This is a genomic window from Acinetobacter lwoffii (assembly GCF_015602705.1).
GTDB classification, from domain to species: domain Bacteria; phylum Pseudomonadota; class Gammaproteobacteria; order Pseudomonadales; family Moraxellaceae; genus Acinetobacter; species Acinetobacter lwoffii_E.
In genome coordinates, this window is sequence record NZ_CP059081.1 from 1,586,353 (window position 1) to 1,610,783 (window position 24,431).

20 protein-coding genes and 4 pseudogenes are annotated in these 24,431 nt (G+C 42.4%); 11 read left to right on the forward strand and 13 right to left on the reverse strand.

From position 1 onward, the window contains the following. The first annotated feature begins 189 nt into the window (after nucleotides 1–189). The 3 genes from H0S56_RS07635 to H0S56_RS07645 all read left to right on the forward strand — a co-directional run bounded on the left by H0S56_RS07635 (nucleotide 190) and on the right by H0S56_RS07645 (nucleotide 4,538). A complete protein-coding gene (locus H0S56_RS07635) occupies nucleotides 190–1,461 on the forward strand; it encodes a Glu/Leu/Phe/Val family dehydrogenase (protein WP_195726065.1) in 1,272 nt (423 codons plus the stop codon). Nucleotides 1,462–1,810: 349 nt separating this feature from the next. Next, complete coding sequence (gabT, locus tag H0S56_RS07640; RefSeq protein WP_195724773.1) at nucleotides 1,811–3,073, forward strand: 4-aminobutyrate--2-oxoglutarate transaminase; 1,263 nt, start codon at nucleotides 1,811–1,813, stop codon at nucleotides 3,071–3,073. Between the two features lie 16 nt (nucleotides 3,074–3,089). Continuing rightward, nucleotides 3,090–4,538 carry an NAD-dependent succinate-semialdehyde dehydrogenase gene (locus H0S56_RS07645; protein ID WP_195726066.1) on the forward strand — a complete coding sequence of 483 codons (1,449 nt, stop codon included), beginning with the start codon at nucleotides 3,090–3,092 and terminating at the stop codon, nucleotides 4,536–4,538. 204 nt (nucleotides 4,539–4,742) lie between these two features. Here H0S56_RS07645 and H0S56_RS07650 read toward each other — a convergent pair whose 3' ends face one another. The 3 genes and pseudogenes from H0S56_RS07650 to H0S56_RS07660 all read right to left on the reverse strand — a co-directional run bounded on the left by H0S56_RS07650 (nucleotide 4,743) and on the right by H0S56_RS07660 (nucleotide 7,618). Then, nucleotides 4,743–5,024, reverse strand: coding sequence for a helix-turn-helix domain-containing protein (locus tag H0S56_RS07650; protein WP_004280265.1), 282 nt, complete (start codon nucleotides 5,022–5,024; stop codon nucleotides 4,743–4,745). Next, nucleotides 5,017–6,321, reverse strand: a complete 1,305-nt coding sequence (locus H0S56_RS07655) for a type II toxin-antitoxin system HipA family toxin (RefSeq protein ID WP_195724774.1) — start codon at nucleotides 6,319–6,321, stop codon at nucleotides 5,017–5,019. The genes H0S56_RS07650 and H0S56_RS07655 overlap by 8 nt, the downstream gene beginning before the upstream one ends. A gap of 249 nt (nucleotides 6,322–6,570) precedes the next feature. Then, nucleotides 6,571–7,618, reverse strand: a pseudogene (locus H0S56_RS07660) (Rieske 2Fe-2S domain-containing protein). A 233-nt stretch (nucleotides 7,619–7,851) separates the two neighbouring features. Here H0S56_RS07660 and H0S56_RS07665 point away from each other — a divergent pair. From H0S56_RS07665 to H0S56_RS07680, 4 genes and pseudogenes are all read left to right on the forward strand, one after another. Beyond that, nucleotides 7,852–8,850 (forward strand): annotated as a pseudogene (locus H0S56_RS07665) (DUF4010 domain-containing protein); the annotation flags it as partial. A gap of 105 nt (nucleotides 8,851–8,955) precedes the next feature. Beyond that, nucleotides 8,956–10,641: a phosphoethanolamine transferase gene (locus H0S56_RS07670; protein ID WP_195724776.1), complete on the forward strand. Its 1,686-nt coding sequence runs from the start codon at nucleotides 8,956–8,958 to the stop codon at nucleotides 10,639–10,641. 1 nt (nucleotide 10,642) lies between these two features. Then, nucleotides 10,643–11,314, forward strand: coding sequence for a response regulator transcription factor (locus tag H0S56_RS07675; protein ID WP_005100414.1), 672 nt, complete (start codon nucleotides 10,643–10,645; stop codon nucleotides 11,312–11,314). 5 nt (nucleotides 11,315–11,319) lie between these two features. Then, nucleotides 11,320–12,639 carry a sensor histidine kinase gene (locus H0S56_RS07680; RefSeq protein ID WP_195724777.1) on the forward strand — a complete coding sequence of 440 codons (1,320 nt, stop codon included), beginning with the start codon at nucleotides 11,320–11,322 and terminating at the stop codon, nucleotides 12,637–12,639. 27 nt (nucleotides 12,640–12,666) lie between these two features. On the opposite strand, the gene H0S56_RS07685 is transcribed toward H0S56_RS07680, so the two are convergent. Next, complete coding sequence (locus H0S56_RS07685) at nucleotides 12,667–13,377, reverse strand: phosphatase PAP2 family protein (protein WP_120385344.1); 711 nt, start codon at nucleotides 13,375–13,377, stop codon at nucleotides 12,667–12,669. Nucleotides 13,378–13,416: 39 nt separating this feature from the next. After that, nucleotides 13,417–13,803, reverse strand: coding sequence for a diacylglycerol kinase (locus H0S56_RS07690; RefSeq protein ID WP_195724778.1), 387 nt, complete (start codon nucleotides 13,801–13,803; stop codon nucleotides 13,417–13,419). Between the two features lie 188 nt (nucleotides 13,804–13,991). Between H0S56_RS07690 and H0S56_RS07695 the strand changes: the two genes are divergently transcribed. From H0S56_RS07695 to H0S56_RS07705, 3 genes and pseudogenes are all read left to right on the forward strand, one after another. Beyond that, on the forward strand, nucleotides 13,992–14,783 hold the full coding sequence (locus H0S56_RS07695) for a thermostable hemolysin (RefSeq protein ID WP_227554873.1): 792 nt from the start codon (nucleotides 13,992–13,994) through the stop codon (nucleotides 14,781–14,783). Continuing rightward, the gene (locus H0S56_RS07700; protein ID WP_227554874.1) at nucleotides 14,767–15,519 is read left to right on the forward strand and encodes an AMP-binding protein; all 753 of its coding nucleotides are present in this window, start codon (nucleotides 14,767–14,769) and stop codon (nucleotides 15,517–15,519) included. The genes H0S56_RS07695 and H0S56_RS07700 overlap by 17 nt, the downstream gene beginning before the upstream one ends. Before the next feature lie 261 nt (nucleotides 15,520–15,780). Beyond that, nucleotides 15,781–16,030, forward strand: a pseudogene (locus H0S56_RS07705) (ISNCY family transposase); the annotation flags it as partial. A 2-nt stretch (nucleotides 16,031–16,032) separates the two neighbouring features. Here the strand turns inward: H0S56_RS07705 and H0S56_RS07710 are convergent. From H0S56_RS07710 to H0S56_RS07745, 8 genes and pseudogenes are all read right to left on the reverse strand, one after another. Continuing rightward, the gene (locus tag H0S56_RS07710) at nucleotides 16,033–16,794 is read right to left on the reverse strand and encodes an alpha/beta fold hydrolase (RefSeq protein ID WP_195724779.1); all 762 of its coding nucleotides are present in this window, start codon (nucleotides 16,792–16,794) and stop codon (nucleotides 16,033–16,035) included. Between the two features lie 637 nt (nucleotides 16,795–17,431). Continuing rightward, nucleotides 17,432–18,601 (reverse strand): annotated as a pseudogene (locus H0S56_RS07715) (IS3 family transposase). A 293-nt stretch (nucleotides 18,602–18,894) separates the two neighbouring features. After that, nucleotides 18,895–19,260, reverse strand: coding sequence for a hypothetical protein (locus H0S56_RS07720; RefSeq protein ID WP_195724780.1), 366 nt, complete (start codon nucleotides 19,258–19,260; stop codon nucleotides 18,895–18,897). Next, nucleotides 19,261–19,623, reverse strand: a complete 363-nt coding sequence (locus H0S56_RS07725) for an immunity protein Imm33 domain-containing protein (protein WP_071851342.1) — start codon at nucleotides 19,621–19,623, stop codon at nucleotides 19,261–19,263. It abuts the gene before it with no gap. Between the two features lie 129 nt (nucleotides 19,624–19,752). Further along, on the reverse strand, nucleotides 19,753–20,355 hold the full coding sequence (locus tag H0S56_RS07730) for a nitroreductase family protein (protein ID WP_004280217.1): 603 nt from the start codon (nucleotides 20,353–20,355) through the stop codon (nucleotides 19,753–19,755). 432 nt (nucleotides 20,356–20,787) lie between these two features. Continuing rightward, nucleotides 20,788–21,279: a hypothetical protein gene (locus H0S56_RS07735; RefSeq protein WP_004280216.1), complete on the reverse strand. Its 492-nt coding sequence runs from the start codon at nucleotides 21,277–21,279 to the stop codon at nucleotides 20,788–20,790. Nucleotides 21,280–21,405: 126 nt separating this feature from the next. Next, a complete protein-coding gene (gene fumC, locus H0S56_RS07740) occupies nucleotides 21,406–22,800 on the reverse strand; it encodes a class II fumarate hydratase (protein WP_195724781.1) in 1,395 nt (464 codons plus the stop codon). Between the two features lie 138 nt (nucleotides 22,801–22,938). After that, a complete protein-coding gene (locus tag H0S56_RS07745) occupies nucleotides 22,939–23,949 on the reverse strand; it encodes an NAD-dependent epimerase/dehydratase family protein (protein WP_195724782.1) in 1,011 nt (336 codons plus the stop codon). Nucleotides 23,950–24,020: 71 nt separating this feature from the next. Between H0S56_RS07745 and tusD the strand changes: the two genes are divergently transcribed. After that, nucleotides 24,021–24,389, forward strand: coding sequence for a sulfurtransferase complex subunit TusD (tusD, locus tag H0S56_RS07750; RefSeq protein WP_005096839.1), 369 nt, complete (start codon nucleotides 24,021–24,023; stop codon nucleotides 24,387–24,389). Nucleotides 24,390–24,431 lie beyond the last annotated feature (42 nt).

Consider the following 24,431-nt stretch of genomic DNA (forward strand, 5'->3'; position numbering starts at 1 on the left):
GCGGGCAGGCAATATACACAGATACCGATTAAAACTAAAGCGGAAAATCTAGACACTGATTTTGTTTGGAGCTCGCTGAACTAAGACCTGAATCAAGCAATGATTGCCATAACAGCCGAATAGAGATGTGTTGCAGCCGCCAGGACATACGACTGCATATAACAAAAGGATCATAGAATGAACATGATGATGAAAGGATTGACCTATACCGAGCAAGGTACAACGGCCTGGAACAATTATCTTAAGCAACTGGATAAAGTAGCGCCTTATCTGGGTGAGCTGAGTGAACGACTGGACATGCTGCGACGCCCAAAGCGCAGTTTAATTGTCGATGTTCCGGTCATCATGGATGATGGTACGGTTCAGCATTTTGAAGGCTATCGTGTTCAGCACAATTTAACTCGCGGTCCAGGCAAAGGCGGCGTGCGTTTTCATCCAGATGTCAATTTAGATGAGGTGATGGCTCTGTCGGCCTGGATGACGATCAAATGTGCTGCTCTAAATTTACCTTTTGGCGGTGCCAAAGGCGGTGTGCGAGTTGATCCGAGCCAGCTTTCCAAGCGCGAACTGGAACGCTTGACCCGACGTTATACGGCAGAAATCAATTTAATTATTGGACCGCAAAAAGATATTCCGGCGCCGGATGTTGGAACCAATCCGCAAATCATGGCCTGGATGATGGATACGTTTTCCATGAATGCGGGTTCTACGATTACTGGTGTAGTGACCGGAAAGCCGGTTCATTTAGGGGGGGCTTTAGGCCGCAGTAAAGCTACAGGTCGCGGCGTATTTATTAGCGGTCGTGAAGTTGCCCAGCAAATTGGTCTGGATTTAAAAAATGCCCGGGTCTGTGTACAGGGTTTCGGTAATGTGGGCAGTGAAGCTGCGCTGCTTTTCCAGGAAAATGGCAGCAAAGTGATCTGTGTTCAGGACCATTCTGCCACTCTGTATCAGGAACAGGGAATTGATATTAAAAAGCTGCTTGAATACTCCAATGCCCACCATAAAATTCAGGGATTTTCTGCCAGCGATGAAATTTCTGCATCAGCTTTCTGGACCATTCCCGCCGAAGTCTTTATTCCGGCAGCGCTGGAAGGTGTGATTAATACTCAGGTCGCGCAAAATATTCAGACCAAAATGATTCTGGAAGGTGCCAATGGTCCCACGTTGACTGAAGCCGATGAAATTCTGAGTGAGCGTCATATTACCGTGGTGCCAGACGTAATCTGCAATGCGGGTGGCGTGACGGTCAGCTATTTTGAATGGGTTCAGGATTTGGCCAGCTACTTCTGGACTGAGGAAGAGATTAACCAGCGTATGGATGCCAGCATGAAAAATGCGGTACAGGATGTATGGCAAAAAGCAGTTCAGGCCGGATGTTCTTTGCGTACAGCCGCTTATATTCTGGCTTGTGAGCGGATTTTAATGGCACGCCAGGAACGCGGCATCTATCCGGGTTAAGCGAAGTTTTTTTTCAAGATGGATTAATCCATAAAAACGACTAGATTTAATTCATTATTACCCATCGTGAATTTTTGCAATGGATTTTTAAATTGGCTTCTTTATTTAAAAAGGAGCCAATTTTTATTAAAAGTATAAATATTTGTTTATAAATAAAATAATTTTAAATTTTGACTCTTTTTCTTATTTTAACCAGACCAATTGGCTCCTTCCATCTGCTGCAAAGTGGCTCTCGTCTCATACGCATAAAAGCGCAAAATGAACAACATCAGCCAGTCTTTGGCAAATTTCTATCCCAAAATCCGGATAGCAAAATTTACAACGTATGAATCAAGAATGAGGATACAAAATGGACAGTAAACACTCAGCACTGAATGCACGTAAACAGCAGGCGACACCACGTGGTGTTGGGGTCATGTGTCAATGGTACGCGGAAAAAGCAGAAAACTCGACCATCTGGGATGCAGAAGGCAATCAATATATCGACTTTGCGGGCGGAATCGCCGTACTGAATACTGGCCATCGTCACCCTAAAATTATTGCTGCGGTCACTGAACAATTAACCAAATTTACCCATACGGCTTATCAGGTTGTACCATACGAGAGTTACGTTGCTCTGGCAGAACGTATCAATGCACGCGCTCCCATCCAAGGTGCTGCAAAAACCTCATTCTTTTCGACTGGTGCTGAAGCTGTCGAAAATGCAGTTAAAATTGCCCGTGCCCATACTGGCCGTCATGGCATTGTGACTTTTGGTAATGGTTTTCATGGCCGTTCATTCATGACGATGGCCATGACCGGTAAAACTGCACCTTATAAACGCGACTTTGGGATGATGCCTTGTGGTGTTTTCCATGCCCGTTACCCGGTGGAATCCAAAGGCATTAGTGTTGATGATGCAATGCAAAGCATTGAAGACATTTTCGCAGAAGATATTGCTGCGCATGACGTAGCAGCAATTGTGCTTGAGCCTGTACAAGGCGAAGGCGGATTTAATGTGGTGCCTGCAGAATTCCTGAAACGCTTGCGTGTCCTATGCGATCAAAACGGCATTTTACTGATTGCTGATGAAGTACAGTCTGGTTTTGCGCGTACAGGTAAACTGTTTGCGATGGATTATTATGAAACCAAGCCAGATCTGATTACGATGGCAAAGAGTCTGGGCGGCGGTTTCCCGATCTCAGGCGTTGTGGGTCGTGCTGAAGTCATGGATGCACCAAATCCAGGTGGATTGGGCGGTACTTATGCAGGTAACCCGGTTGCTGTTGCGGCTGCCCATGCGGTACTGGATATCATTGAAGAAGAAGGGCTTTGTGAAAGAGCGAATGATCTAGGCGCAGAACTGGTTGATGTTTTACATGAACTGAAAATGTCATCTAGCATGGTCAAAGATATTCGCGCACTGGGTTCAATGGTGGCAGTTGAGCTTGAAACCGCGGAACAGGCAAAAGCTGTACAAAACCATGCCATGCAAAATGGTCTGTTAATCCTGACCTGCGGTCGTTATGGTAATGTAATCCGTTTCCTATACCCGCTCACAATTCCGGCAGAACAGTTCCGTGCGGGATTGGCTATCTTGAAACAAGGGTTTGCACTGTCTGTCGCAGCCTAATGAAAGAGTAATGATCATGCTTCAAGCGCAATATAGAGATTTATTACAGCATCCTGATATCAGCTTCGATCAGCCTGCCACGGGTGAATATATTGAAGTCAACGATGCAGCAACCCAAGCCACTTTGGCCTGGGTAAAATCCCATGACCGGGCGTCTGTAGAACAGCTGATTGTTCGTTCTCAGCAAGCCCAGAAAGCCTGGAAAGCCAAGACAGCTCTTGAACGTGCGGATGTGCTTTGGGCCTGGTTCGATCTGATGCAGGAACATAAAGAGTCCTTGGCTCAGATCCTGACTGCTGAACAGGGCAAGCCACTGGCTGAGGCGCGTGGTGAAATTGGTTATGCCGCTTCCTTTATCCGCTGGTTTGCCGAGCAGGCGCGCCGTATTGATGGTGACGTGTTGACACCAACGCTTGCCCATCAACGTTTATTGGTTATCAAACAGGCGATTGGGGTAACAGCTGCGATCACGCCATGGAATTTCCCGGCGGCGATGATTACCCGTAAAGCCGCGCCAGCTCTGGCTGCTGGCTGTTCCATGCTGGTTAAACCGGCTGAACAAACACCTTTAACCGCCTATGCGCTTGAAGTTTTGGCCTTGCGCGCAGGTTTGCCACAAGATGTATTGCTGCATGTTAGTGGTGATGCGGTTGCAGTGGGTCAGGTCTTATGTGAAAGCGAAACCGTGAAAAAGTTAAGCTTTACCGGCTCAACTCAAGTCGGTCGTATCCTGATGCAGCAATGTGCGCCGACCATCAAAAAACTCTCCTTAGAACTTGGTGGCAATGCGCCAGTTCTGGTCTTTGATGACGCCAATCTTGAACAGGCTGTACAGGGCATTATGGCCAGTAAATTCCGTAATAGTGGACAGACCTGTGTTTGTGCGAACCGGATTTATGTACAAGATGGCATTTATGATGCGCTGGTAGAAAAACTGGTGGCTGCCGTTGCCAAGCTGAAAGTCGGTGATGGCCGTGATGAAGCTTCTACCCAAGGTCCATTAATTGATGAGGCTGCGATTGAAAAAGTGCAGTCACATATCGCTGATGCAGTGAGCAAAGGTGCACAGGTGAAAACCGGTGGACAGCGCTCAAATCTGGGCGGTACATTCTTCGAACCAACGCTTCTGACTGAAGTCACCCAGCAGATGCGTATTGCAAAAGAAGAAACTTTTGGACCGTTGGCGCCGTTATTCCGCTTCAAGACTGAAGAAGAAGCAATTCAGATGGCGAACGATACGGAATTCGGTCTGGCCACCTATGTATTTACCCAAAGTACAGCACGTCAGTGGCGTGTAGGCGAAGCCTTAGAATACGGTATGGTGGGAATCAATACCGGAGCTATCTCTAATGAGGTTGCGCCATTTGGTGGAGTCAAGCAATCAGGATTAGGCCGTGAAGGGTCCAAATTCGGTATGGATGAATATCTTGAAATGAAATATCTCTGTGTTGATATTTCTTCATAATGACGTTTAAAAAGTAAACGTATTCATTAAAAAACTGATAAGAAAATATCAGCCTCCAGTGAATCCCGCGTTTAATTTAAACCGGGATTCCTGTGATGGAGCAAGGATTTAACAGACAGATTGGAGCAGGGCATATTTTCAGTTGTTAAACCATTCTTCTTCTCTAAAATTCCCGCAAATATCAATTAAAGCATCAGCTTCTCATCAGGATTTAACCCTGATTTCTAACTTTAAACCAAAAGCATCCAGTAATTTCTGCATAGACTTGAGTGTTGGATTGCCTTCAGGTTGTTCCATTTTCTGTAGAGTCTGGGGAGCAATCTTGGTAATTTTAGCCATATCGTTGAGTGTGAGGTGCAACTCGGTACGAATGAAGCGAGCAACCTGATGAAAAGGCCAGTCAGGATTGTTACTGACGGTTTCAAGTACAGACAATCTCTTTTGCATCTGTTGAATCGGAGTCAGTGGCTTGAAGCGTTTATCCATAATTCAGCTCCTCCAATTGTTGGCAAATATTATCAATTCGATACTGGCTATTTTCCAGAATTTCAGGTGCCAATTGCAGATACTGCATGTGCTCGAGTAATCCCTGATAAAGTGGTAATTGTTCGATTAACACCGCTTTGATTTCTTTTGGATCAATCATCGTGCTTTCGGCGATCTGTTCAATGACTGAATGCCAAATTGGCATACCACCATGATCATCTCGCTCCCAACGCGTAGTTCGGGCAATACCATCTGGATGTAGCCACATCGGCGCAAAATCAAATAATGGGGTTAGTCGAATGATTCCATTATTGAAACGTTGAATCGCTGTATTACGGGTATGATTGTCCTTATTGCCTAAAGCGACATTGGCAAGATCACGCTTCAAATATTCAAAGATTTCCTGTTTTGGTTCAGTACAGCATTGCATCAACAGGCTACAGATCTGGTTATGGATCATTCTTACCCCAAAACCGGCTTTTCCTCCCAGAGAAGCAATACTTTCCTGGGCAATTCTTTCAACCTTCCCATCGCTGACTTTACGGTCAAATCGGGGAATAAATAAAGTCTTACCATGCAGCTCCAGTTCCTGATGAACACGAAGTCCCAGGTATTGGGCAATTTTCATATATAAGGCTTCGTGCATCAAAATTTTATCTAGATTCTGATCGCTGCCACGGCTGAATTTCACCAGCCAATGCTGTTTGACCTGATCATCTGTCAGCGTGTGATCCAGATAGAACAGGTCATCGTGACCTTGGGTCAGCAGTAATTTTGGCCACTCGCCCTGAATACCAGAAGAACCGGCAATAAAAAGTCCATAAGAGGCCAAGGATTCAATAAATTTTTCTTGACGTTCTACGACTTGGTCCAGACTAAAGCCATGATTCTGCTGAACAGGGAACTGCCCCTGTAGCCATTCATAAGCCTCTTTAATCCGTAAATTACCAATCGGATTGCCTGCACCCGCTTTTAAAAGCGCCCAGTCTGCTTGTTCCTGAGTATTTTCAGAAAAATTAAGCTGAAGGAGTAATTCTTTACGACCATAACCTTGAGGTAACAAATCCATCAGGAAGGCCGGCCAGGTAGATTGCAAGGTATTTTGCACATTTACTGGTAAATGATAGGCTAGCGCATGCCCATCGCTTAGGTTCATATAAGAAATAGCATATTCAAATAGATATGATGTGCGCGTGGCTGCTTGCCATCCAGTTTGTTGTTGACCGACAATCTCAACAATAGCGCAATCCAGCCATTCATCTTCCTGATAAATCTGCAGTGTGCAATATTGATCCATAATTTTATTAAAATAGTAAAGTAAAGTGATTTTATTTATTATATACCTATTTTAATAAAAAACTAATTTTATCTTCTTAAAGTTCTTTATCGTTCTAAAAGGCCTTATCTTCACCAGAATACAAGGCTTATGAGGCTATATAACAAGATGTATCCTCATAGAAATCAATATATAACCCAATTAATTTTTAAATATCAGAGGAGCTCTAACCCTGGTTATTTATTATGAATCTTTCTTTTGAATAAAATTTTAAGCGGCAAATAAAGGACTAAATCCCCGTTTACGTAGTAATTTTCGGTACATACTTGAGCTTCGATCTGCCGGAAAATGAGCTTCTAAAGATAAGTCCAAAGGTAAATATTCAGGTTTCTGATTTTCTACAATTAAACGATCTTCTTCGAAAATTTTCAGATTAAATGCGTAGGCATCTTCAACCGGTAAATCTTTATCATAATTACGGCAAATGGGCGCAAAAAGTCGTGTTGAACGCGCAGTCATGGGTGAAGCAGCATTCATGATGACCTGCTTGGCATGATTTGGAAAATGAATCGTAAGTGTTGCAGTAAAGGGTAGGCTCACTTCGAAATGACGTAACCATTTAAAATCTTCCTGACCGCTGCTCGGTTCCAATCGGATAACGTCCTACACTGCTGATGTAATCTGCGTTAAAACCAACCTCCGTTTCTGTCGTACTATACTCAGGAACTTCTACATCGTCCGGATCGCCAAAAGTATCTGGATGCACCCAGGCAAAATGTGCCACATCAATAAAACCTTCGAGCTGTCTTCCTGCAAAACATTGAATGTCTATCTGAGGGCAGACCAGTTGCTGATATTCAGCATCCTCCCAAAAAGGCATGTTAGGAATATGAGGTTCTGCATCCTTTGAAGCGCTTAATGAACACCAGATCAAGCCATACCTTTCTACAGCAGCATAGGTTTTCAGATGGAAGCGCTCCGATATTTTATGCTGAGGATGTGCAGGAATACGGTTGCATTTACCTTCATTGCCAAAGCGTAAACCGTGATAACGACACACCACGCCTTGGCCATCATTTTTTCCCAAGCTTAAAGATACACCGCGATGCGGACATACATCTTTCGCCACCACCAGTTCATCGTTCATTTTATAAATCACCAGAGGCATATCAAGCAGCATGCTACTTGTTGGCTGATCTGTAATATCACGCGCAAGAGCAATCGGATACCAGTGCTGAGCCAAGAGATGCCAGTCATGTTCCTCGAATGTCATATGGACTGGTAAGTCGGGACTAAAAGTAGCGATATTTGTATTCATAATGGGTTCTGTGTCGTGACCTTTAGCTGGACTATAAAACAGCAAGGTGTTCTATGAAATTTCAATTAACTGGGCATAGGATTGCGTAAATCAGAACACTGACCGGCGATTAAAAACAAAATAAGCATCTTTCCAGGTTTTTTTATGTTCAACCACGCAAATATTGAGATGTGAGATATTTCTAAGCTTAAATCTCCTAAAAATAATCTTTTTAAGCCTATGTTCGCGCTGTCGATATCGGCTCTACCACTGAACTGGCTTTTTTAATGACCTATATCATTGGCGCTATTTGTGTGTGGAATATCCCACTTGCTGCAGGGATAGCGGTTCTACTCACGATCATTCTGATGGGCAAACAGACATTGCATCAATTTGCTGGAAAAACGATCCAAAGCTATGAGTTAAGAGACGGGCTACTTTTATTGGCTTTGATATTGATTGCGTTGCCGGTCATGCCCAATAAGCCCTTGTGGGGCGCCGTACTGAACCCCTATATCATCCTTAAACTACTCATTTTAATCTTGATTGTGCAGTCCATGGCACATGTGGCAAAACGAATCCTGTCCAATGATAAGGCTCTCATTTTATCTGCCTTAGCCTCGGGATTTGTCTCCAGTACGGCCACAATTGCCAGTTTGGGTATGCAAGTCCGATCCGGGCGGGCCAGTGCAAAATTAAATGCAGGTGCTGGATTGATCTCCTGTATTGCCACCTTATTACAGCTTTTGCTGATTGTTCTGGGAGTGAGCGTAGAATGGTTCAAGTTCCTGCTGATTCCGAGTTTGGTAGGGATCGGAATTTTATGTATTGCTGCTGGATTCTTGATTTATCGAACTCCCCAAGCGGATAACAGTACGACCATCAATGAAATACAAGAAATTGATAGCCGGATGTTCAGTATAAAAGAAGCGGTAATTATTGCGGTCAGTTTAACCTTAATCCAGGCAGGGATTTACGGCGCGAATCTTTTACTGGGGGATAGCGGCTTAATTTTAGGAACTTTTTTAGCCTCTTTATTTGAAGTGCATGCTGCTGTAGCAGGTGTAGTGATACAGGGAAATCCTCACAACCTGACTTTAATTTATGCGGTCATGATTGGACTTGCGGCACATGCGGTGTCTAAAAGTATCAATTCTTTTGTGACCGGGGGATGGAAGTTTTTTCTGTATTTTGCACCTAGCCAGATTCTACATATGTTAGGACTTATCTTTATTCTTCTGAGTTTGAAATAAAGAAGGGCTGGTTTGCATATATTATGAAATGATCCAATCATTTTAAGTCATTTTTAAGATTCAGATTCTAGGCTAAAGCATCTTAAAGTCTTTGAGCCATGGATCATGCTGAAGCTGTTTTCCCATTCGTCTTCTTTTAGTCAGCGACCTAAAAAGTCGATCAGTCTTTCAGGCTTCAATATGTTACTGGCTATTTGGCTAGGACTGATCCTAAACTTTGCTTTCTATCAGAAAATTCATGAATTTACGCCTTATGCCAATCTGAAAGCAGGTCTGTTAGTGGCCGCCACGGCATTGATCATCATTGCCTTTTACAACTTGGTATTACAGTGGCTGAACTGGAAATGGAACGCCAAAATACTGGCCAGTGTCCTGATCATTCTGGGTGGTTTTAGTGCTTATTTTGTCAATAGTCTGGGGGTCGTTATTACGCCTGACCAGATCCAGAATATGCTGCAAACTGATGCCCGTGAAGTCCGTGATCTTTGGTCAATGCGACTGATCATCTGGACACTGGGATTTGTAATATTTCCACTCGGCATCGTCTGGATGCTTCAAATTCAGCCTACATCGCTTGGATATCAGCTGGTGCATAAAAGCCTGAGCAGTGTAGTTTCACTTGGACTGATTCTAGGTTTATTATTCTGTTTCTATGTCGATTATGCAGCCATCTTCAGAGAGCATCGTGATCTGAAGAGCATGCTTTCTCCACAAAACAGCATTGCGTCTACTTTGTCTTATTATAAAAAGAAAGCACCCAAAGCAAATTTGCCTTTGGTGGTTTTTGGCGAAGATGCACATCTGTTACAGCAGGCCCAAATGCAGGAGCACCCCAAATTGATGGTGCTGGTTGTTGGAGAAACTGCACGTGCCGAGAGTTTTGCCTTAAATGGCTATGCGCGCAATACCAATCCTGAACTGAGCAAGTTAGCGGTGATTAATTTCAATCAGGTCAGCTCCTGTGGAACTGCAACAGCCGTTTCAGTCCCTTGTATGTTTTCGGGCATGCCACGTGAGGCCTATGATGAGCAGCTAGCCAGCCACCGAGAAGGTTTGCTGGATATTGCCCAGCGCGCCGGGTATCAGGTGACCTGGATTGATAATAACTCAGGCTGTAAAGGTGCCTGTGACCGGGTACAAAAGTATCAGATTCCGGCACAATTGAAACAGAAGTGGTGTGATGCTGGTGGTGAATGTTTTGATGAAATTCTGGTGGATAGCCTGAAAGATTATCTGGCGCATCTGGATAAAAGTAACCCGAAACTGCAGTTAATTGTGCTACATCAGATGGGCAGTCATGGGCCGGCATATTTCAAGCGTTCCAAAACGCCGTATCAACCATTTCAACCAACCTGTAATAGCAATGCCATTCAGGGCTGCAGTACAGAAGAATTAAAGAATAGTTATGATAATTCGATTGTATATACAGACCATGTTCTTGCCCAGATCGTTGAAACTTTAAAGCAGCAAACTCAATATCAGACCGGTTTCTGGTACCTGTCTGATCATGGAGAATCCACCGGAGAGCATGGTTTATACCTGCATGGTGCACCTTATAGCATGGCACCGACCCAGCAAACTCATGTCCCGATGTTGATGTGGTTCTCCGACGCCTGGAAGCAGCAGAATACTCATCAGGTCAGCTGTCTTAAAGCACAGACCGGACAGGCCCGTAGTCAAGATCATCTTTTCCCCAGTTTATTAAGTATGCTGGATATAAAAACGCAAGTGACTGAAGCTAAAAATGATATGCTTGCACAATGCTCACCATCATTAAAGAACAGAGCTTGAAATGCATAAAATACTGATTATTGAAGATGACTTTATGATTGCCGAGTCGACTGAAACATTGCTCAAGCTGCATCAGTTTGATGTGCACTGGGTCAATAATGGGATTGAGGGTTTAAAACAGTTACAGCAGCAGGTCTACGATATTGTGCTGCTCGATTTAGGCTTGCCGATGATGGATGGCATGCTGGTGCTGAAAAATATCCGGCAGAAGTTTCCGAATTTACCGGTGCTGATTATCTCCGCCCGGGATCAGTTACAAAACCGGGTAGATGGGCTGAATCAGGGAGCAGATGACTATTTAATCAAGCCTTATGAATTTGACGAGTTGCTGGCCCGTATTCATGCCTTAATACGCCGTAGTGGTTTAAAAAATACCGGGATAGATACGAATAAGAAATTATCACACGGCAGTTTGGAACTAGATCTAGAGCAGCATATCGCTCTGTTTAATGGACAGGCTATAGAATTATCCAACCGGGAATGGTCCATTTTAATGGCCATGTTAAATCATCCGAATAAAATTTTTTCCAAGAATGATCTGGAAGACAAGCTTTATGACTTTGATAGTGATGTCAGTAGTAATACGGTAGAAGTCTATATCCATCATCTGCGGGCAAAATTAGGAAAAGACTTCATCCGTACCATACGTGGGCTAGGATATCGCTTAGGATGAGCGCCATGCAGAAACGTTATTCCTTGCAAAAACGTCTGGTTATTTATATTTCATTATTTAGCGTAGTACTGGGCTGTGTGCTGATCTTTTCGGCATACCGGATTGCGCTCGAAGAAATTAATGAAGTACTGGATAAACAGATGCAAAGTCTGGCAGAGCGTATTGCAGAAAATCATCCGCAGCCCCTGCAGAGTCAAATCGATCTATCCAAACAATACAGTGAAGAAGATTTATTTGTAGATATCTGGTCCTATACAGATACAGCCACTTCCTTCCATCCGCAAGATATTCTGGTGGCACCGGTCAGGAAAGCAGGTTTCTACAAGCATCAAACGCCATATGGAACCTGGTTAACTTATATTATTCCTGCTAAGCAATTACAGATTCAGGTGAGCCAGCAGCAAAATGTCCGGCAGGAACTGGCGCTGGAACTGGCAGCCAATATGTTTCTTCCCTATGTGCTTTTTTTACCTTTTGCATTATTTGGCTTAGGCTGGATGATCCGGAAAAATTTTCAGCCGCTCAATGATTTTAAAACTGAATTGGCCAGCCGCAAGGCACAAGACTTAAAGCCAATTGCAATGAAAGATTATCCCCTGGAGCTGGAACCGACCATTCAGGAAATGAATTATCTGTTTGGCCGAATTTCTCTGGCCCAACAGGAACAACGTCAATTTGTAGCAGATTCTGCGCATGAATTACGCACGCCACTGACGGCGTTGAATTTACAGCTACAAATTTTGCTGCAGCAGTTTCCTCAAAGCGAGTCTATCCATAATTTGAGCCAAGGCATTTTGCGTATGCAGCATCTGGTCAACCAGTTATTAAGTCTGGCCAAACAGGATGTGACCGAAGGTTTAAGAGAACCTGTTCAATTGCTATCACTGAATCAAATGACAGTCACCTGTATCGAAGAACTGATTCAACTGGCGCTACAGAAAGACATTGATTTAGGAGTAGAACAGCAGCAGGAACTGTTGATTCAGGGCCAAGCTTCGGCCCTGCACTCGATTATTTATAATTTAATTGATAATGCGATTAAATATACCCCGAAGGATGGTGTAATTAATGTGTCGATTTTCCAGCAAGGCCAGCAGGCAGTTTTACAGATTGAAGACAGTGGGGCAGGGATAGATCCTGCTCAATTTACTCAGATCCGGCAACGCTTCTACCGGATACATAACCATGCAGAAATTGGCAGCGGTTTGGGTTTATCCATTGTAGATAAAGCCACCGAGCGCTTGGGTGGAACACTAGAATTTTCGCGAAGTACCAATCTGAGTGGCCTTTGTGTACAGGTCAAGCTTCCTTTAATCGAAGCCTAAGCGAATAAGCTTCTGGTTTTTTTGGAGTTAAGGTTGCCTGATACTAGAGAGTATAGGAGTGGTCTTTTCTATGGGGAGTTTATGGCTAAACAGCGTATAGCCAATGACATTCATGCACCAGATAATCCAGCCAGTCCAAAGGTTATGACTCAGGAAATGTGCTCCGCGCATCATTTGTGCCCAGCCCATGGTCAACCCTAAAATTACTGCAGCGATCAGAAGAAAATAAGCACGCTTGCGGTTAGAAATGCGATAAACAAAATAACCAGCCATCAACGCAAAACCACTAGATGCATGCCCTCCAGGAAAACAGTGGCCCGCAGTAGCACTAAAATCCCACAAAATCCCGTTATGGGTAGGTATGGTCATATCCCAGGGACAGGCATGGGCCGACTGAGATTTTAAAATTCCGATCGAGGCCGTGGTCAGCACCACCATGCTAAAGAAATAGCCAAATTCCCAGCGCCGCGTATGCCAGTTCTGCCATTTTAGTGATGCCAACCAGGCCAGTAATAATGTGATATACACCAGAATCAGCAGGTCTTTCACATAGCGATGATTGAGTTCTGCCAGTGCCCATTGTTTTCGAAGGGGAAATTGACCATGATCATCGATAAAGGGATAGATGAGCTGTAAGTCCAGCACTCCTCCAATGTCAAAGAAGTTGAGAAGAATCAAAAAACTGAAGATCAAAAGTAAAGTTTGGGTCAGTAAAAACCGGGAACGGTCAGTGATCATTTTTAAGTTGTCCATTTCAGGCAGTAGCAAGAGCAGAGGTCAAATCAAATGACCAGCCAAAATGATGCCCCAGGTCAGAGCAATTAAACTGAGTGCTACAAACTGAGCCGCACTGCCCATATCCTTGGCATTTTTAGACAGTTCATGCCGTTCCATGGAAATCCGGTCTACCACTGCCTCTATCGCTGAGTTAATCAGTTCAATGATCAACGCCAATAGGCACACGGCGACCATCAGTGCTTGCTCAACCCGGGTAACCGGCATCCAAAAGCTTAGAGGAATCAAAATAAGATTAATCAGCAGGATCTGCCGGAAGGCGGCCTCATTTTGAAAGGCGGTTTTAAAACCAGCCAGGGAATAACGGGTCGCATTAAAAATACGCTGCGTTCCTGAGGTACCTTTATAAGGTGATCGGTAGGAAGACATAAAGCAGATTCAGTCAATAGAGAGATAGGATTAACTTAAATTTTCAATCTTAAAATGCTCTTAAAAAAACCGGCCGTTCTCTGGATTTTTTATACACATAGCTTTTACATTCTTTTGCACAAAATTAAGAATTTTTTAAGTTTGGACTTCTATCTTGAGTACCAAGTTAATTTCGTGGTATGAGCCGAATGATCAAGTTTAGTTTTGATCCTCAGTCATCTGATCAGATTCATTATTTGGATGGATATTTCAAGCAGCCTGAATATAAAAAACAAACCCATCACAATAAATTTTTACTACAAGTACCTCCGGCGTATCCGGTAATTTCAGCACAGGATCAATCGCTACATTTGACGGTCAAAACTGTAGAACAAAGCGAGACACCTGAACGCAGTAGCCTGGAAAATTTTATTCAGGAAAAATATCAGCAAGTCCATCAGGCCACTGTATCGAGCTTCTCTTCGACCCTGTTTGCCGGTTATCACGGAGCCGAGATGCAGGTGGTGATTGGTATGCAGCATTTAAATCAATTTAATGCCTTTCTGGAACAGTATCTCGATGAACCCGTTGAAAACATATTAAGCAAACTGAGCCAGACCAGGGTCAGCCGAGACAAAGTAGTAGAAATTGGCAATCTGGCAGCACTAGATATGGACAAAGCCAAACTGATGGTGGCCTTTCTGGTTTTTCATCTCTCGCAGCAACACATCGAATGGGCAGTATGTACCGGAACAACTGCAGTACGTTATGTGTTGCAACAGATGGGATTACGTTTTCATGTGCTTGAAAAGGCTGATCCGCAAGTCCTTGGAGAGGCACAACGCCTGTGGGGCAGAGTTATTACCAGCAGAAACCTTATGTGCTGGCGATTGATGTGGCAGAAGCCCTACAAGTCGCTCGTCAACTTTATCAATTTAGTCATTAAAGCATTTTGCTTGATCAGCGAGGCACAGAATTTAAATGATGACTGCTTTATTTGAACGTATCAGCCTACAAGCACACCAGTATCCGCAGCGAGAAGCTGTGGTTACCGCACAGGCAACACTGAGCTATGCGGAACTACAACGGCGGATAGAATTATTGAGTGCCAGTTTCATGCAGCTTAATCTGCGACGTCTGACCTTATGGGGCGTGAACAGCATCGACTGGATTGTGGTCGATCTTGCCGCACAAAAAGCCGGCATGACCGTGATTCCGGTGCCTCTGTTTTTTACTGCAGCGCAGGTACGGCATCTGCTTTCCGACAGCCGAACCGAGCTGCTCTGTATTCTGGATGAATCTTTCTCTGCACCAGAATGGCTGTTAAATCTAGCTAAAGACATGAGTAGAGATGAGATTTTTATTGCTGGCCAGCTACATGCGCGCTTTTTTCAGCTAGAGCAGGCAGTACAGCATTCACCTCCTTTACAAACCCAGCAGCCGGCAAAAATCACTTATACCTCAGGCAGTACCGGAACACCGAAAGGCGTGTGTCTGGTAGAAGATACCATAGAATCAATTACGCATTCACTCAGTCAGGCACTGGCCAGCAGTCAGCTTGGACGGCATTTGTGCCTGATTCCATTTGCCACCTTGCTGGAAAATATTGCCGGCATTTATGTCGCACTGAGCATGGGACGCGCCGTAATTGTTGGCGAGGTGAGCCAGTTCGGTCTGGTATCTAACCATACTTTTGATACACAGCGGTTTGTAAATGCAGTGCAGAGCGTCTGCTAAATCCCACAATAAAGTATCAGCCCAGTTTTATTGGGCTGGACTGATTAATTCAATTTTCTTCTAAAAATTTCAAAATTCACTTTTATGGACAAGGAAGATATGAACTTATGGTTAAGTGTATCTTATTTAACTTGTATTTAACATAATATACATTATACGAAATGCATTTGTTAGAACCCATTTAAAGTGTCTATATTCTCACCAATAAAAATGTCTAGTTTATGATGGTTTTTATCACCATGGACTGGATATAAAATATAGATGCTGATCACTATGTCTGACAAAGAAATTCAACGTCTTGCAGTTCTGCAAGACGTTCGAGATCAAAGTATTACACAAGTCCGTGCTGCTGAAATTCTGAATCTTTCAATCCATCAAATACTCGGTTATTACATATCTGATGCATGCCAGATGTGGCCAAGCGGGTCATCGTCGCCATGACGATCTGTTAAAATCAGAATGCCTTGCCATTATTTCTGAACATCTGCTTAGCTTTGGCCCTACATTATCAGCTTAATTCAAAAAGGCTTTCATGTGCTGGATCACTTCTTCTGGTTTTTCACCATGTAGCCAATGTCCTGTATTTTCAATGCATTCAATTTTCGCCTGAGAAAATTGTTCATTGATTGCCGCAAAATGTTCAGGTTTTGAGATATAAAAAGAATTACCGCCACGAAGAAATAAAGCTGGCTGATTAATTTTTTCGACCTTTTCCCAAGCCATAATATCTGAATAATGATTAAATAAAGCCTGAACATTAAAGAGCCATTGCCCTTTATTAAAGGATTTTAATAGAAACTGAATTACCATTTCTTCATGAATGTATTCACGCATAATTTTTGCTGCCTCAAGTCGTGAAGCAACATTTGCTTGTTGCACCGCAAATAAAGCTTTAAAAATCTCATTATGATGACTCTCATGATATTGGATTGGTGTAATATCTAGCACGACCAACTTTTCAATTTGTACACGGGCTAATTCCGCTATTTTCATAGCAATTTTCCCACCCATGGAATGCCCTACTACTATGAACTTTTGAATATTTAAACTCGATAAAGTTTCTAGGACATCTTCAGCCATAAGTTTATAGCTTAGGTCTGAGCTATGACCAGAAAGCCCATGATTACGTACATCAATTTGAAGCACGGTTCTTTGCTCAGAAAAATATCGAGCTAGTATCCCTAAATTACTTAAACTACCGAATAAACCATGAATAAAGACCATTGGAGATAGTACCGACGTTTCGTGGTGTTGAAGTTGATAATTTAGGATCATTTGAGAATTCCGTGATTTCTTTATTTAAATGTTTATAGTGGGTTTATATTGGGAATTAATCAATTGCGAAATTTTTAAATATAAAATTCCGCTTAGGCTATTTTAGGAGAATATATTTTGCTTAGGCTAAATAATTTATAATCGATTTATAAGTATTTAAAATTACGATTTAAGATCTGGATGGATATCTGACTATATAAAATTAATGAAAACCTTAAAACTGGGATTTAATACCAAGTAAACCATTTTAGGTTGGACTTTTTCTTAAAAATAATTCATTTTATTAAAATATACTGAGGTAAGTTAAACAATCTTCCTTAATATTCACTGCTCATACTTTATTAAAGATCGACCATTCATAAGTAGCTTATTAATCGACTTGATTCTGTTTAGAATAATACGTCTTAAGTCCAAATGAGTTACAGACAGTAAACATCAGTATTATCAATTCCCTCCTCTCCTTTTCTTGAGAAAGTTGTTAAACCTATGTCCTGCCTAGGCTATTTTAGTATCTTAGGATGCTTCAATATAAGCGTGCTATCCTACTTAAATTGTCCTGATCAAGAAATTACATCACATAAATAAGATATTTTTAGAAAATTATAAAACCCAGATTATTTGAATAGCCACCAAAATTCTAGACACACATAACCATCTTTTGATGGGCCTTTTCATAATCTAATGGAGAACGCTGACCATTAGAACCATGTCTGCGTTTTGAGTTATAGAACATCTCTATATATTCAAAGATATCCGACCTTGCTTCAGTTCTTGTCACATAGATTTTCTTCTTGATCCTCTCTCGCTTTAACAGCTGAAAGAAGCTCTCAGCAACAGCATTATCATGGCATGAGCAGTATACTGCGCAAGTCGTCTACTCATACTGCTTTCAAGGTTGTGATGCTTGAGAAATGTCTGCCATTCATGACTGGTGTATTGGCTACCTTGATCAGAATGAATCAGGACTTTGTTCTTTGGGCTTCTTCGCCACAAAGCCATCAGTAGAGCATCTAAAACCAGATCTGTTGTGATTCTCGACTTCATAGACCAGCCAACGACTAGCCGTGAGAATAGGTCGATTACTACTGCAAGATACAGCCATCCTTCATGAGTGCGAATATAAGTGATGTCAGTCACCCACAACTGGTTGGGCTGGGTGGGGTTAAACTGTCTGTCTAAAGTATTTCGAGCCACAATCGATGGAGTACTAACATTAGCTCTAGGTTTGCGATAGCCACGCTGTGACTTGAGACCATTCGCCTTCATGAGTCGATGTACTCGATTGATACCGCAACTTTCGCCAACGTCTTTCAAATCACAATGAATCTTGCGATAACCGTAGACTCCGCCAGATTCCAACCAGAACTGTTTAATTAATCCTGAAAGCTGTTGCCGCTTCCTCGCAGTTATACTGGTAGGTTTCTTTAACCAGGCGTAATAACCACTGTGATGAACATCTAACGTTGAACATAAACGACGAACAGACCATATATGTTGGTTGTCCCGAATAAAGGCGTACCTCATTTGGACTGGCTTGCGAAGCGGCGTGAAAGCAGTGCTTTCACTTTAATATGTCCCTTTCTTCAGTGACCCTTTGCAGCTCTTTTTTTAATTTCGCTAATTCTGTAGTTGGATCACTAGATTCTGTTGTCTTGGGCTGCTGTGGATCATAACGTTTGATCCAAGCATACAGACTATGTGTAGTGGTTCCTAAACGTGTAGCAACTTCAGCCACACTATGACCTTTCTCAGTGACTTGTTTTACTGCTTCAATTTTGAATTCTTCAGGGTATCGTTTACTGCTCATAAGCACCTCGTTAATTAGCCATTTTATCTAACTAAAAGGTGTCTACAAAATCGGTGGCTATTCAATTCATTTATTCTTATCAATATATGGAATACAGTGGATATATCCGCGGGATATGAGATATCCACACCAAGATAAATTTAAATTAACTTAACATTTTCTTTATTAAATGATATTCGGGAGATGGTCTTTCAGGTTTTAATATCTATAAAATTTGGTTGTGAAAATAGACTTAGCTACTTTATTTTTATTCCACTGCGAAAAACTTTCAAGATAAAAAAGTAGTTTATAACTTATTCTACTTCCCTATTTTTACAAAATACGCTCGCCGTCATTCCAGATTGAGTCAAACTTTGATCCTGCCGCTCAAGAAAACTTTTGGCGATCATGGCCATCGTAGGCGCCATCTTCAGACTACTATTTTCTTCGGACACCTTTTGAATATCCTGATAGGCTTTCAATCGATTACAGAAAGCCTGGCGTTGAGTTTGGACATCTGCCTTTTGATCATCTTCATCTAAAATATGCTTGGTTTCATTCACTATTTTAGTCTGTGCTGAAATAAACTCATCATAGGCACTTTGTGAAAGCGGCTCTGCGAAGACCATGCTATTCAGTAATAAAAATCCAGCACAAATGAAAGATGATTTTTTTAGCATTTAGATTTCTTCTTTCCAGACATCTTCATAATCATCGGCATCGATCATGAAACGAAAACCTGTTTCCAAGGCCAGATACGGTAAAACTTCTGGTGCGATGTCCTGTAATTCACGTACTGTCATGGTTTCAAAAGCCTCTTCACTTGAAGGCTCTCCACCATAAATGTACCAGCTGATATTTTCAGCCGTTTCAGGCTTTTTACGGATGCCGACAATTGGATCCTGCTTTAAGGTATGTACGGCCACAGCAACAACATCATCACCCGTGACTTCAACATAAGCCGAGCCTACTTCTTCACAAAGTAGCTTTTGCTCTGCGATCAGTTCTTGTAAAGGTGACAGGTTTTGCGTGTTTTTCGACATTCGGTCTTACTCATCAATTTTCATTAGCACGCTATTTTAACTTAATTTTAATGAAGCTGATTGGGATTTCATCGAGATCTAAAAAATATCTGCCCTTAAACCGTGTTAAGTGCAGATATGGATCTCAGCTTATTGGAATACTTTAAAGCGCTCTTCATCTGCCAGATAATCTTTGGCACGTGGCTCGCCTTCTATCGAACCAAATACCAACTGTGCACGCAACTTCCAGTTTGATGGAATGTCCCATTCCGCATGAACTTGCTCATCCACGATCGGATTGTAGTGCTGCAATGATGCGCCCAGACCTTCTGTATGCAATGCTGTCCAGGTTGCAAATTGTGCGATCGCAGTCGAATGCTCTGCCCAGATTGGGAAGTTATCAGCATAAGATGGGAATTGTTCCTGTAAGCCTTGTACGACTGTGTGATCTTCAAAAAATAAAACGGTACCTAGCCCTGCCGCAAAACTTGCCATTTTTACTGTGGTTTTTGCAGCACTTTCTTCATCTTTAGCATAGCTTTTTAATTTTTCTGCTACAAAGCCCCAGAACTTTTCATGTTCTGAATTGAATAAAATGACGGCGCGTGAAGACTGAGAATTGAAAGAAGATGGGCTCTGCTTAATTGCAGTCTGAATCAAATCAGTTAGATGTTCAGGAGATTGTTCAACATTCTTGGCAATGGCATAAATAGTACGGCGTTTAGTAATTAAATCTAAAAACTGATTCGACATTTTTGAAAATCCTGGGATATATCTTCGGGAAAATTTGAACCTTCAGTTATTTTTATGAAGGATAGCTAATCAATGGAGCTTTTGCTTTAACGTAAGATAAAGCCTATATACCTTAAAAAATAATGGACTCAATTACTAGGCTATTTAATTGATATTTTTATATATTTTTTAGCTAAAAATGATCATTTTCATCTATTTTTTGAACAATCGTTAAAACTACTGCCCTATGCGAGTGCCTGACGCTAAACAATGGTTCAACATGCGCTATTATTGATCAAAATTTTAAGAATAAAGACCTTCAATCACCAAATTTAATCTTGCTTAGGCTATTCTAAGAGAGAGCACATCATGAAATAAATCTCATCTTGCAGATAAAAATTAATCCCCCAAAATTGGAGGATTAATTTTATAATTAAAAGCTAAAAAACCGATTTAAAACTTCGCGTTCAGCACCTGAGCAGATACTTTAGTCTTCCAGAGCTCACGTAAAATCGGTAAATAGAATTTCTCACCGAGTTCCACCAGTTCTGCATCAATCAGAGCATGCATCTCATGCATAAACAAATAATCCAGTTCAACTGTGGTTAGTTTAGTCTGCTGTTTTTGATAGTCTTTGCGTTTCTGTTGGGCTTGTTTAACCAGACGATCCGCAAATGCTTTATCTTTAAACTGGGTAATTGCTTTTAATCGAAGTTCGATAATACCCCATCCAGTTAAGAACATCTGGAAGGTTTCAAAATCATCGCTGGTCGATTCCCAAGACATTTCTTCCAGATTTTCATTATCGGGAAGCACAGGTAAAAGAAGTTCCATCACACTTGGGAAAATCTTTTTGAAATTCAGAATAAATTTAACAGGATGCTCACCTGGATAATCCTTGAATTGCACCTTTCTTTGAACATCTGTTAAATAAATATCAAGCATAAAACAATCATCAGTGGTTAATCTCATCTAACACTATTGTACGCAACTCTGCCTGAGATAAAAACCACTGCTGACTATTCCATGATAAAACAGGCGTAAAGATTGAAAATAAAAGTGCTCCGGCCCTTATTTAGCATTCGGTGAGACCATCTGTTCAGGACGCACCACTTCATCAAACTGTTCAGCGGTGACTAAACCCAGTTCAACAGCCACCTGTTTTAAGGTTTTTCCTTCCTTATAAGCTGTTTTGGCAACCTTGGCTGCATTCTCATAACCAATGACCGGATTCAATGCCGTGACCAGCATTAAAGAATCATGCAGGAAATGTTCAATTTTCTCATGATTCGGCTCAATGCCTACGGCGCAATGATCATTAAAACTGTTACACGCATCGCCTAAAAGCTGGATGGATTGCAACAGATTATAGGCAATGACCGGCATAAATACATTCAGTTCAAAGTTACCTGATGCACCTGCCACGTTAATGGTGGTGTCATTTCCGAGAACTTGCGCGACCACCATCGTCATCGCTTCACTTTGCGTCGGGTTCACCTTACCCGGCATGATGCTAGAACCCGGTTCATTTTCAGGAATACGCAATTCACCAAAACCACAACGAGGCCCGCTGGCCAGCCAGCGAATATCATTGGCAATCTTATTTAAGCTAACCGCTAAAGTCTTTAATGCACCAGACGCGAATACCGCAGCATCACGGCCTGCCAGAGCCTCAAACTTGTTTGGCGCAGTTACAAATGGTAAGCTTGTTAACTGTCCTAGTGTTTTAGCAGACTGAACGGCATAATCGGGATGAGCATTCAGACCAGTACCGACCGCTGTCCCGCCTAATGGCAATTCATATAAACCAACTAAGGCCTGTTCTAGACGAAGAAGCCCATGATCCAGCTGAGAGACATAACCGCTGAATTCCTGCCCCAAAGTTAAAGGCGTAGCATCTTGTAGATGTGTCCGACCAATTTTTACAATATCGGCAAAATCCTGAGATTTGGCATATAAGGTATCGCGTAAGCGTGTGACTGCCGGAATTAACAGTTCATTGATTTGCAAGCTCGCAGCCACATGAATCGCAGTTGGAAATGAATCATTGGTAGATTGGGCACGGTTGACATGATCATTTGGATGAACCGGTTTTTGTGCCCCTAAATGATTGCCCAATTTCTGGTTGGCAATATTGGCAATCACCTCATTACAGTTCATATTACTTTGCGTACCTGAACCGGTTTGCCAGACCACCAATGGAAATTGACTGTCCCATTTCCCGCTGATGACTTCATCTGCCGCATCCACGATATAGTGTGACAGTTCTTGGGGAATCTGATTCAGCTCGGCATTGGTCAAGGCGGCAGCTTTTTTGACGAGTCCCATGGCACGAATCATTGGCCGAGGCAAACGCTCATTTCCAATTTTGAAATTTTGCAAGCTACGCTGAGTCTGAGCGCCCCATAAAGCCTCGCTCGGTACAGCCACTTCTCCCATCGTGTCATGTTCAATACGTGTTTGCATGTTCAACCTCAATTCTTCTTGCCTGTTACTGATCTTAGGAATTTCTATATCAATGATTTAATCTATTTATTTAAAGTAATTGATTACAGCAATCATGTAAATGATAATTATTATCAAATATTAGCTAAACACTCTTAATTACTGCCCTCTGAGCATATTCTGATAAAACAACCATTCATCCTCAAGCATCTTTTTCAGTGAACGTTGCGGTTGCCAATGCAAAATCTGCTGTGCCTTTTCAATATTCGCGCCTAGCTGGTCAAGCTCTGCATGAGGATAAGGCAAGGCATCGACTGTTCTAATTGCAGATTGGGTCACTTCTGCCAGTTGATCCAACAAATCCTGTATCGAAATGAGCGTTCCAGCAATATTGAAGGCTTCACATTTTAATTCCTGTTGTTGCCATAGCCACTGCAAGGATTTAATCACCGCATCACAACTGTCTGCCACATGCAGAAAACTCCGCTCTACTGTTCCATCCGCAGTATAAGCCTGACGGCGTAATTCCAGATATTCGCGCTGCTGCGCAGCGACCTGCATCGCCAAAGGCAAAATATTTTTTGGTAAAGGTGGCACCGCCTCGCCTAGGACACCATGCTCGAAGGCGCCGCTAATATTAGATAGTCTTAAGATAGCAATGCGCCACTCGTTATCTGTTTTGACAGTATCCCGAATAATTTCCTCAACCATCTGTTGCGATTTAATATAGGGATTGGGATAAGTATAGTTAAAAGGTAGATCTTCATTGAGATCCGTACCGGATTGTCCATAGACTGCCAGACTGGATAAATGCACCAGATGCCGTACGCCGGTACGTTGCATGGCGCGCATTAAGCTCATAATACAGCTGACATTATCATTATAATATTCAAGGGGTTTTAATACTGATTCTTCTAGCGACTTAAAACTGGCAGCATGTACTACAGCCTGAATCGAATGCTGTTCAAATACTTTGTTTAATGCAGGCGTATTGCGAATATCAATTTTGATAAAAGGCACATACATCCCGGAAATATATTCAAGTCGCTCCAGCGTCTGCAAATTGGCATTGGCCAAATTATCGACCACAATGACCTCTAATCCTTGTGCTAACAGACTTAAAGCAATATGTGAGCCTAAAAAGCCTAATCCACCCGTCACTAAAATCATTGTATACTACCTACTTTCTGATGAAGCCCAGATCAAGCTGTTGCTATTGATCAAGCCTGTAGTGAATTTCGATGAGCACCTTAATTCTTGTTACCTCCGCACCAACTTCTATTTATGCCTGGCATGCCCTTGGTTTGGCGCAGGCATTACACAACAAAAACCAAGAATTCCGCGTATTCTTTTATCAGGACGGCGTGTCGGTCGCAAATGCACTGCAATGGGTGCCCGACGATCAACGTCATCTTACACATGCCTGGCAAGCACTCAATATTCGCCTACCGGTCTGTGTAAGTGCAGCACTGGCGCGAGGGATTACAGATCAGGACAATGCTCAACGTCACAATATTCAGCAGCATAATCTGGCGGATGCCTTTGAATTGGTCGGTTTAGGTGAACTTGCCGATGCTGTTCAATCCTCACAACGTCTGATTCAATTCTAGATGTTCCATTTTTTAGAATGTGTTGCTTTTCCAAGGAATCTT

Excerpts from the sequence above, each read along its gene's own strand:
- H0S56_RS07635 (WP_195726065.1), top strand. The coding sequence starts at position 190 with ATGAAAGGATTGACCTATACCGAGCAAGGTACAACGGCCTGGAACAAT.
- gabT (WP_195724773.1), top strand. The coding sequence starts at position 1,811 with ATGGACAGTAAACACTCAGCACTGAATGCACGTAAACAGCAGGCGACA.
- H0S56_RS07645 (WP_195726066.1), top strand. The coding sequence starts at position 3,090 with ATGCTTCAAGCGCAATATAGAGATTTATTACAGCATCCTGATATCAGC.
- H0S56_RS07650 (WP_004280265.1), bottom strand. The coding sequence starts at position 5,024 with ATGGATAAACGCTTCAAGCCACTGACTCCGATTCAACAGATGCAAAAG.
- H0S56_RS07655 (WP_195724774.1), bottom strand. The coding sequence starts at position 6,321 with ATGGATCAATATTGCACACTGCAGATTTATCAGGAAGATGAATGGCTG.
- H0S56_RS07670 (WP_195724776.1), top strand. The coding sequence starts at position 8,956 with ATGCTGAAGCTGTTTTCCCATTCGTCTTCTTTTAGTCAGCGACCTAAA.
- H0S56_RS07675 (WP_005100414.1), top strand. The coding sequence starts at position 10,643 with ATGCATAAAATACTGATTATTGAAGATGACTTTATGATTGCCGAGTCG.
- H0S56_RS07680 (WP_195724777.1), top strand. The coding sequence starts at position 11,320 with ATGCAGAAACGTTATTCCTTGCAAAAACGTCTGGTTATTTATATTTCA.
- H0S56_RS07685 (WP_120385344.1), bottom strand. The coding sequence starts at position 13,377 with ATGATCACTGACCGTTCCCGGTTTTTACTGACCCAAACTTTACTTTTG.
- H0S56_RS07690 (WP_195724778.1), bottom strand. The coding sequence starts at position 13,803 with ATGTCTTCCTACCGATCACCTTATAAAGGTACCTCAGGAACGCAGCGT.
- H0S56_RS07695 (WP_227554873.1), top strand. The coding sequence starts at position 13,992 with ATGATCAAGTTTAGTTTTGATCCTCAGTCATCTGATCAGATTCATTAT.
- H0S56_RS07700 (WP_227554874.1), top strand. The coding sequence starts at position 14,767 with ATGACTGCTTTATTTGAACGTATCAGCCTACAAGCACACCAGTATCCG.
- H0S56_RS07710 (WP_195724779.1), bottom strand. The coding sequence starts at position 16,794 with ATGATCCTAAATTATCAACTTCAACACCACGAAACGTCGGTACTATCT.
- H0S56_RS07720 (WP_195724780.1), bottom strand. The coding sequence starts at position 19,260 with ATGCTAAAAAAATCATCTTTCATTTGTGCTGGATTTTTATTACTGAAT.
- H0S56_RS07725 (WP_071851342.1), bottom strand. The coding sequence starts at position 19,623 with ATGTCGAAAAACACGCAAAACCTGTCACCTTTACAAGAACTGATCGCA.
- H0S56_RS07730 (WP_004280217.1), bottom strand. The coding sequence starts at position 20,355 with ATGTCGAATCAGTTTTTAGATTTAATTACTAAACGCCGTACTATTTAT.
- H0S56_RS07735 (WP_004280216.1), bottom strand. The coding sequence starts at position 21,279 with ATGCTTGATATTTATTTAACAGATGTTCAAAGAAAGGTGCAATTCAAG.
- fumC (WP_195724781.1), bottom strand. The coding sequence starts at position 22,800 with ATGCAAACACGTATTGAACATGACACGATGGGAGAAGTGGCTGTACCG.
- H0S56_RS07745 (WP_195724782.1), bottom strand. The coding sequence starts at position 23,949 with ATGATTTTAGTGACGGGTGGATTAGGCTTTTTAGGCTCACATATTGCT.
- tusD (WP_005096839.1), top strand. The coding sequence starts at position 24,021 with ATGAGCACCTTAATTCTTGTTACCTCCGCACCAACTTCTATTTATGCC.